Annotated in this window: 7 protein-coding genes; 3 read left to right on the forward strand and 4 right to left on the reverse strand. The window is 61.5% G+C overall.

The genetic code is table 11. The features are described 5' to 3' along the window. Positions 1-76 precede the first annotated feature (76 nt). Positions 77-904, reverse strand: a complete 828-nt coding sequence (locus tag NW844_RS11735; protein ID WP_414335868.1) for a lipoyl protein ligase domain-containing protein — start codon at positions 902-904, stop codon at positions 77-79. Next, the gene (locus NW844_RS11740; protein WP_414335869.1) at positions 861-1,325 is read right to left on the reverse strand and encodes a YbjN domain-containing protein; all 465 of its coding nucleotides are present in this window, start codon (positions 1,323-1,325) and stop codon (positions 861-863) included. The genes NW844_RS11735 and NW844_RS11740 overlap by 44 nt, the downstream gene beginning before the upstream one ends. 123 nt (positions 1,326-1,448) lie before the next feature. Between NW844_RS11740 and NW844_RS11745 the strand changes: the two genes are divergently transcribed. Both NW844_RS11745 and NW844_RS11750 read left to right on the forward strand, forming a co-directional pair. Continuing rightward, entirely contained in the window at positions 1,449-1,805 is a 357-nt protein-coding gene (locus tag NW844_RS11745) for a 2Fe-2S iron-sulfur cluster-binding protein (RefSeq protein WP_414335870.1), read from the forward strand. Between the two features lie 29 nt (positions 1,806-1,834). After that, positions 1,835-2,590 (forward strand): 5'-methylthioadenosine/adenosylhomocysteine nucleosidase, encoded by a 756-nt coding sequence (locus NW844_RS11750; protein WP_414335872.1) that lies wholly within the window; start codon positions 1,835-1,837, stop codon positions 2,588-2,590. Between the two features lie 47 nt (positions 2,591-2,637). Here the strand turns inward: NW844_RS11750 and NW844_RS11755 are convergent, their stop codons facing one another. Together NW844_RS11755 and NW844_RS11760 are read right to left on the reverse strand one after the other, a co-directional pair. Continuing rightward, positions 2,638-3,615, reverse strand: coding sequence for a PspA/IM30 family protein (locus NW844_RS11755; RefSeq protein ID WP_414335873.1), 978 nt, complete (start codon positions 3,613-3,615; stop codon positions 2,638-2,640). 482 nt (positions 3,616-4,097) lie between these two features. Further along, positions 4,098-4,916 (reverse strand): hypothetical protein, encoded by an 819-nt coding sequence (locus NW844_RS11760; RefSeq protein ID WP_414335874.1) that lies wholly within the window; start codon positions 4,914-4,916, stop codon positions 4,098-4,100. Between the two features lie 114 nt (positions 4,917-5,030). Between NW844_RS11760 and NW844_RS11765 the strand changes: the two genes are divergently transcribed. Next, positions 5,031-6,293: a class I SAM-dependent methyltransferase gene (locus NW844_RS11765; RefSeq protein WP_414335875.1), complete on the forward strand. Its 1,263-nt coding sequence runs from the start codon at positions 5,031-5,033 to the stop codon at positions 6,291-6,293. Positions 6,294-6,384 lie beyond the last annotated feature (91 nt).

The following is a 6,384-nucleotide window of genomic DNA, read 5'->3' on the forward strand; positions in this document are numbered from 1 at the left end:
CTCCGCGCCGCTCACGCGACCACCCCCAGCCCCTCTCCCAGAGGGAGAGGGGGGAAGTGGATCTTGCCGTTCTCTATCACTCAGGGTCAGCTATCCCCGCCGGATCCTCCCAGTGAAGCGGATCCGGCCAGGTTTCTTCTTGCCATTCCACCTCAAAGCACTCTTGGGCCATTTGGAGAAAATGTTCGATCAGTTCAGGGATCCCCGGCGCTGTGGGGCAAAGGTCGTACACGCCAATCACCTGAGAGCCGGGCAGGTATCGTTCCCACAGCTCGAAATTGGGCCGCAACAGCAGGGATCCCTGTTGCAGGATCCCCCAGGGTTGCCACAGTTGGGCGTTGCCCATCAGCTTTTTGCCCTGCCAGCTCAGATCGGCGCGGGTACGGGCGGCGAAGCAACTGACTTTGTTGTGGTAGCCCGGGTCTGGGGTTAGGCGGTTCTGGCCAGCAGGTCGGTCGTGAGCAGAAACGCGTGGATCCACCGCAATGCCCAGCGCCGCCAGGCCCTCTACCCAAAAGCGGCAGCAGAAGTCGTACACGCAGGCCCGCTGCAAACGGGGCAGCCGACGTTGGAGGTAAGAAAGGGGCAGCACCAAGCTGTAGGTCAGCTCCGCTGCCTCTTCAGCCGCCTGGTGCAACACCGCCCGTCCGCCGGTGGGCCGGCGCACCACTGGGATCCCTGGCGCTGAATCGGGCCAGGCCTGGTGCCGCCCTAGGGAGAGGGTGAGCCGATCCCAGCCGTAGAAGCGCAAACAGGGCCTGGGAGCATGGCGCAGCCGCTGCAAAAGCCAGGCATCTTGTTCCATCTGCCAGCCGCCAGGAGCCACGCGATAGGGCAGCCAAGCTCCCTGGGATCCCATCTCAAGTGGGGGGAAACTCTGCTCGCAGCGGCTCGTCGTATTCATCGGCCAGGCTGGCGACAATGGTGACGGCCCGCGAGATCTCGCCCGCACTGATCCCCTCGAGAGTGCGGTAGTGGTTGAGGACTACTTGGTTATTCCAGATGCAAAAACGGGCTTCCAGCGTGTCGCTCCAATTTTTCTCCAGCAGCTTCTGCATGAGCTTAGCCGGCTCCGCCACCGGCAGAGAGAGAACGGGAGACCACACCAACAGAGTATCTTCGGGGGATTCGCCGCTCAGGTGGACGAACACTTCCGCAGTGCCGTAGGTGAATTTCCAGGTGTGACCCTGCTCGTGGTTCTCGTAGGCGGCATCTTCCTTGAGGCTGGAAACCACCGCCGAGACGACCTCAACATAGCGAACAGGTTCCTCCAACACCGGAAAAACCTCTGGAGAACGGTCAATGAGCGGCTCGCTGTAGGCCATGATCTTTCCCCTACTCCCTGTCTAACCACCTTAACTATACTGCCTAGCCCTCCCACCTACCTGCCATGCTGCCGGATCCGGCTCAGGCCAGAATAGGACTGTTCGCGGTTAGGAAGGTTGCCTATGCCCCAGATTGACGTTCAAGGACGCACCCTCACTTGTGAGGCGGGCGCCAACCTGCGCCAGGTGCTGCTGCAAGCCGGGATCCCGCTCTACAACCCGCCGGCTCATATCCTCAACTGCCGCGGTCTGGGCACCTGTGGCACCTGTGCCGTACAGATCGAAGGGGCTGTTTCCCCCATGGGCTGGCGAGAACGGGCCCGCCTGTCTTTGCCACCCCACCAACTCCCGTCCACTGCGGCGGCCCAGGGCGGCAACGGGCTGCGCTTGGCCTGTCAGGTGCAGGTGCTGGGAGATCTCAAAGTCACCAAATGGCCGGGCCTGTGGGGACACCGGATCCCGCCCGCCTCTCAAACCTAAGGATTCTAAAAAAACCTGAGGGAAGCCCTATGGAAGCTCCATCCCACCCCTCCCAAAAGGCTGTCGGCATTGTGGGAGCCCTGCCGGAAGAAGTGGCCATGCTCACCCAAGCAATGGAGATCCATTCTGTCCATACCCATCTGGGGCGGCAGTTCCATCAGGGATCCCTGGCCGGACAACCGGTGGTGGCGGTTCAAGGAGGGGTGGGCAAGGTGCGGGCGGCAACTACGGCAGCCCTGTTGGTGGCCCACTTCCCTTTGCGGGGCATCATCTTTACCGGCGTGGCCGGGGCCTTGGCCGATCACCTACAGATGGGAGATGTGGTGCTGGCCCACACTGCCATCGAGCACGATTTCGGCACCGGACGGCCCGAAGGCTTTGTCCTGGGGATCGACTTTATTCCCGAGCTGCGCCACCCCCTGGCTGAGGCCGACAGTGCCCTCTACGACTTAATCGTGGCCCACCCGGAGCGGATCCCTCTCCACCCTCTGCAAGGTCGGGATCCCATCATTTATCAAGGCTTGGTGGCCACCGGCGATGTGTTCGTGGCCGACGCCAACCTGCGCCGCCAAATCCGCGAGCGCACCGGGGCTCTGGTGGTGGAGATGGAAGGGGCGGCTGTGGTGCGGGTGGCACAAGAAGCCGGGATCCCTTGTCTGCTGGTGCGCTCGGTCAGCGATGCAGGAGACGACGCCGATTTCTTGAGCTTCTTTCAGACGGCGGCGCTCAATTCGGCGGCAATCGTCCACACGGTTCTGCAAAGCCTGCCCCAGACCTTGCTGTAGCCCGGCTGGACAGAGCAGAGGAGGAGTTGGGCTTGGCCGCGCTCACGTCAGTTGTTCATCTCCCGCTCCAGCTTGGCCATCGCGATCTGGCTTTCCAAGCGGGAAATGCCCTCGCGGATAGCTGTCGCCTGGGCCTCAACCTCGTCCAGGGAGCGACGAACCGCCTCTGCGGCACTCATGTGTTGGTTCCGCTGCACCAAAGCCTGGCGCGCCAGTTCGTCCTGGTCATGTTGGCTGGCCTTCTCGGCTCTGACAAACCAATCCTCAGCCTTTTGCAGCAGTTGATCGTACTGCCGTTCCAGTTGTTTGCAGCTGGCCAGCGTTGTGGCCAGGCTGCGCCGCAGTTGTTTCAGATCCCGCTCCATCTGGCGGATGCTCGCGTTTTTCTGGCGAGGCTTTTTCCACAACACTTTGCTCAGGCCCACCATCACCACTGCTGTGGCAATGCCCACGCCCGCTGCCGCTGCCGGGTTTTCCCGCAGGAAGGAGCCGTCCAAAACGTTGGATCCCGCAAAGGCCGAGGTTTGCGCGGCTGTCTCCCGAAACTCCCAGGGCATCACCGGATTGCGTTGCTGCCAAAAACCTCGGCGCGCCGCCTGGGCCAATTCTTGAGCTTCCAGGTAGCGCTCCCGGTTGGCCCCGTACAAAAAGCGCTCGTAAACCGCCGCCTGCCCCTGGCGCAACATCTCCAAATTCACCAAGCCCTCAGAGTTGTACACCTGGGCAATGTGCAGCCCTTCCGGCGTGACGTAGAGGGTATCCACCTGCACCAGGGATCCCGGCGGCAGCAGGCTTTGCAAAGCCTCTTGTGAGAGCCGCCCCCAGCGTCCCTGCGTCAGCTCCGGCGCATCCACATAGGCAAGGCGAAAACGGGTGGGCCTGCCGTTCAAGTCTGCCCAAAAGGTGTCCCCATCCACCACCGACCGTACTCGCGCTGTCGCGGAAGATTGGGCCGCTGCAGGGAGGACAAACCAAGTGCCCGAAAGGACAGCCGCCGTCATCAGGAGAGAAGTTCTTGAGGCCATGGGGATCACTCCTAATTGTGCAGAACAACAAAAGTTAAGAAATAATAAGAAATGGGGAGGCTGCGGGAACCCGCCAAAAGCCTGAGGCGTCTTCGCAGACTGGCAGAAGCAAATGGGCTGCTGCTTCCTCGGAAAGAGGCGCCAGAGCCAATAACTCACCCGCGTCAGAGAAAGCAACTTCTCCGACGCGGAGCTTGCCCTTCTGCAAAAGTCGGCTCCCAGGATGAGAATTTGGGTTAGAGTCTAGCTCACCTCTTGGGGCAACGTCACAACCCTAGATGGCAATCTTTGTCCAGTTAGCTTAAAGAGTTTCCCTGACTGGTTCCCGCCGCGGGTGGCACGGTGGCAGCACGCTGAGACCTCTGTACCAACAAGTCTGGGAAGCGTGAAGCCCGTACGCTATCGGTTCGCGCAGCGTGCTGTAAGCCATGTTGTGTTGACTCAACGAAGATGAGGGTCGGGAGTGCGTCACTGGATTGGAATCACAGGCGCAAGCGGTAGGGCTCTTCCTCAAGTCCACTGGGCAGAGGCGGCGGGAGAATCTCGATCTCGCCCGTGGGCAACGTGCGCAGCACCGTCCCCAATTGGGTCAGTTGTTCCAGAACAAACTGGCGGGTATCCCGGTCGCTGGTGGCGTTAAACACGCTTAGCCAGACATCGAAGCGGGAGCGGCGGCTGAGGGGGCTGCGGGCGATGTTGTCCCCCAGTTGGCGAAAATCGTCACCGGGCAAGCCCACCTGTTCCCGCCAGGCGGCGGCTTGGTAGTAGTCGCGGCGGCCCGCTTCCGCATCCCCCAAAAACATGAAGTTGATCAGGGCGCGATCCACGTAGAGCCGCCAGGCATCGGGGTTGTTTTGGGGGTTAAACTGCTGCAGGCCGCGATCCAAAATCTCGACGGCTTTTTCCGGCTGGCCAGCCCGATAGGCCAACACCAAGCTGGAGAGGCGGTAGCCTAAGAAGAAATTGGGATCCAGCCGCAGCATGTGGTCGAAGTACTCGTAGGCAAGGCCGTAGCCGGTTTGGGCGCGAGCAGGGGCGTCGCCGTAGTACTGGATCAGCTCCAGCCACAGCCAGGAGGCGCCCAGGTTGCGGTAGCCCAGCCAGCCCAGGGTGGTGGCCAGGGCAATGTTGCGGTTTTTGCGGGCCTCGGCATTTTCCAGGGCCTCTAGATTGATTCGCTCCAGCATCGGCACCTGCAGCCGTACCACCAGGATCCCGCACAGCAGCGCCCCGCCCACGGCGGCCAGGGTGCCTGTCAGGGAGAAACGGGAGCGGCGACGGGGCAAAGCAGCAGCAGTCATGGCCAGTTCTCAGCAGATCTCTATTGCTCGGCAGCGCCGCCGCGACCAGCGGCTAGACTCAATCATAGCGATGGCCTTGCTTCTCTCGATCTCCCTTGCACTTTTCCCCTGCCGATGACCAGATCTGCTCTCTCGCCTGCAGACCGGGCCCTCAGCCTCTACGAGGCCCTGCCCTACCCCAATGTGCCCCTCTCCCAGTCGGCCCGCAATGCCTTGGGGGAGATGTTCAAGATGAGCTATACCACCGCCCAGTACCTGCGCACCCACATGCTCGTCCCGTCAGAGGGCAAGGTGATGCTTAACGCCGGCTGTGGCTCCGGCTGGGAGACGCTGATGATGGCGGAGGCCAATCCGGGCGCCCAGATTGTGGCTTGTGATCTGTCGCCGGCTTCCGTCAAGCTCACCGAGGAACGCCTGCGCCGCCACGGCTTCACCGATGTCCAGTGCTACGTCCTCAACGTGCTGGAGCTGGATCGCCTGGGGATCCAGTTCGATTTCATCAGCCTGAACGACGTTCTGTATTTGTTGGCAGATCCCACTGAGGGCTTGCGGGCGATGAAAAAGGTTCTCAAGCCCGAGGGCATTATTCGCGCCAATCTCCACAGCCGCCGCCAACGCCAGGTGTTTCTCCGCCTGCAGGAAGCTTTGCAAAAGGTGGGGCAATTCGACGTCCCGCCAGCAGTAGGCGCCAAGAACGTGCGGGAATTCATGGGATCCCTGCAGGAAGAGGTGGCCAAGGCAGTGCTGTGGAACCCGGCCAACTATACCGAAGACGCCGCCATCCTGAACAACTATCTGCTTGCCAACGACAAGGGATTTACGATCCCCGAGGTGTTTGGCATGTTGCAGCAGGCAGGGTTGGGCTTTTTAAGCCTGGTGGATATGCCCGACTGGTCGGTGGAGTCTCTCTTTAAGCAAGTGCCGGAGTTTGTGCGGCAACGGCTGGAAACCCTCAGCGTTATGGAGCGGCTGCACCTCTACGAGCTGATCCGGCCTGCCCATCGCCTCATCGACTTTTGGGCCGAGCACGCCGGCTCTTCCCTGGTGCTGCCTTGGACGGATGCGGATTGGCTGACGGGATCCGTGCAGTTTAACCCCCTGCTGATGGACAATACCCGCTTCCACCAGGAGTACAACAAGGCCCTGCAAGAGAACCGCCCCTACGAAATGCAGTGGACAGGGGCCACCCACGGGCGGATCAGCATCCCTGCCGAGAAGGTGAGATGGCTGGCTCCGCTGCTGCAGGGGCCGACTCCGGTGGCAGAGCTGATTCAACGGGTCGTCGAGCTGGGATCCCTGACGAAAGAACAGGCAACCGACGAGGTGTTGACCTTCCTGACGGCGTTGGAAGACTTTCTCTTTGTCATGCTGCAGTAGAGCCGTTTACCCGTTCCCGCTCCAGCCCAGCTCCCCTCTCCCTCTGGGAGAGGGGCTGGGGGTGAGGGCAGTCTCCCTCTGGGAGAGGGGG

It is taken from the genome of Synechococcus sp. H55.2 (assembly GCF_047462495.1).
Taxonomy (GTDB): Bacteria; Cyanobacteriota; Cyanobacteriia; order Thermostichales; family Thermostichaceae; genus Thermostichus.

Excerpts from the sequence above, each read along its gene's own strand:
- NW844_RS11735 (WP_414335868.1), bottom strand. The coding sequence starts at position 904 with ATGAATACGACGAGCCGCTGCGAGCAGAGTTTCCCCCCACTTGAGATG.
- NW844_RS11760 (WP_414335874.1), bottom strand. The coding sequence starts at position 4,916 with ATGACTGCTGCTGCTTTGCCCCGTCGCCGCTCCCGTTTCTCCCTGACA.
- NW844_RS11765 (WP_414335875.1), top strand. The coding sequence starts at position 5,031 with ATGACCAGATCTGCTCTCTCGCCTGCAGACCGGGCCCTCAGCCTCTAC.
- NW844_RS11740 (WP_414335869.1), bottom strand. The coding sequence starts at position 1,325 with ATGGCCTACAGCGAGCCGCTCATTGACCGTTCTCCAGAGGTTTTTCCG.
- NW844_RS11755 (WP_414335873.1), bottom strand. The coding sequence starts at position 3,615 with ATGGCCTCAAGAACTTCTCTCCTGATGACGGCGGCTGTCCTTTCGGGC.
- NW844_RS11745 (WP_414335870.1), top strand. The coding sequence starts at position 1,449 with ATGCCCCAGATTGACGTTCAAGGACGCACCCTCACTTGTGAGGCGGGC.
- NW844_RS11750 (WP_414335872.1), top strand. The coding sequence starts at position 1,835 with ATGGAAGCTCCATCCCACCCCTCCCAAAAGGCTGTCGGCATTGTGGGA.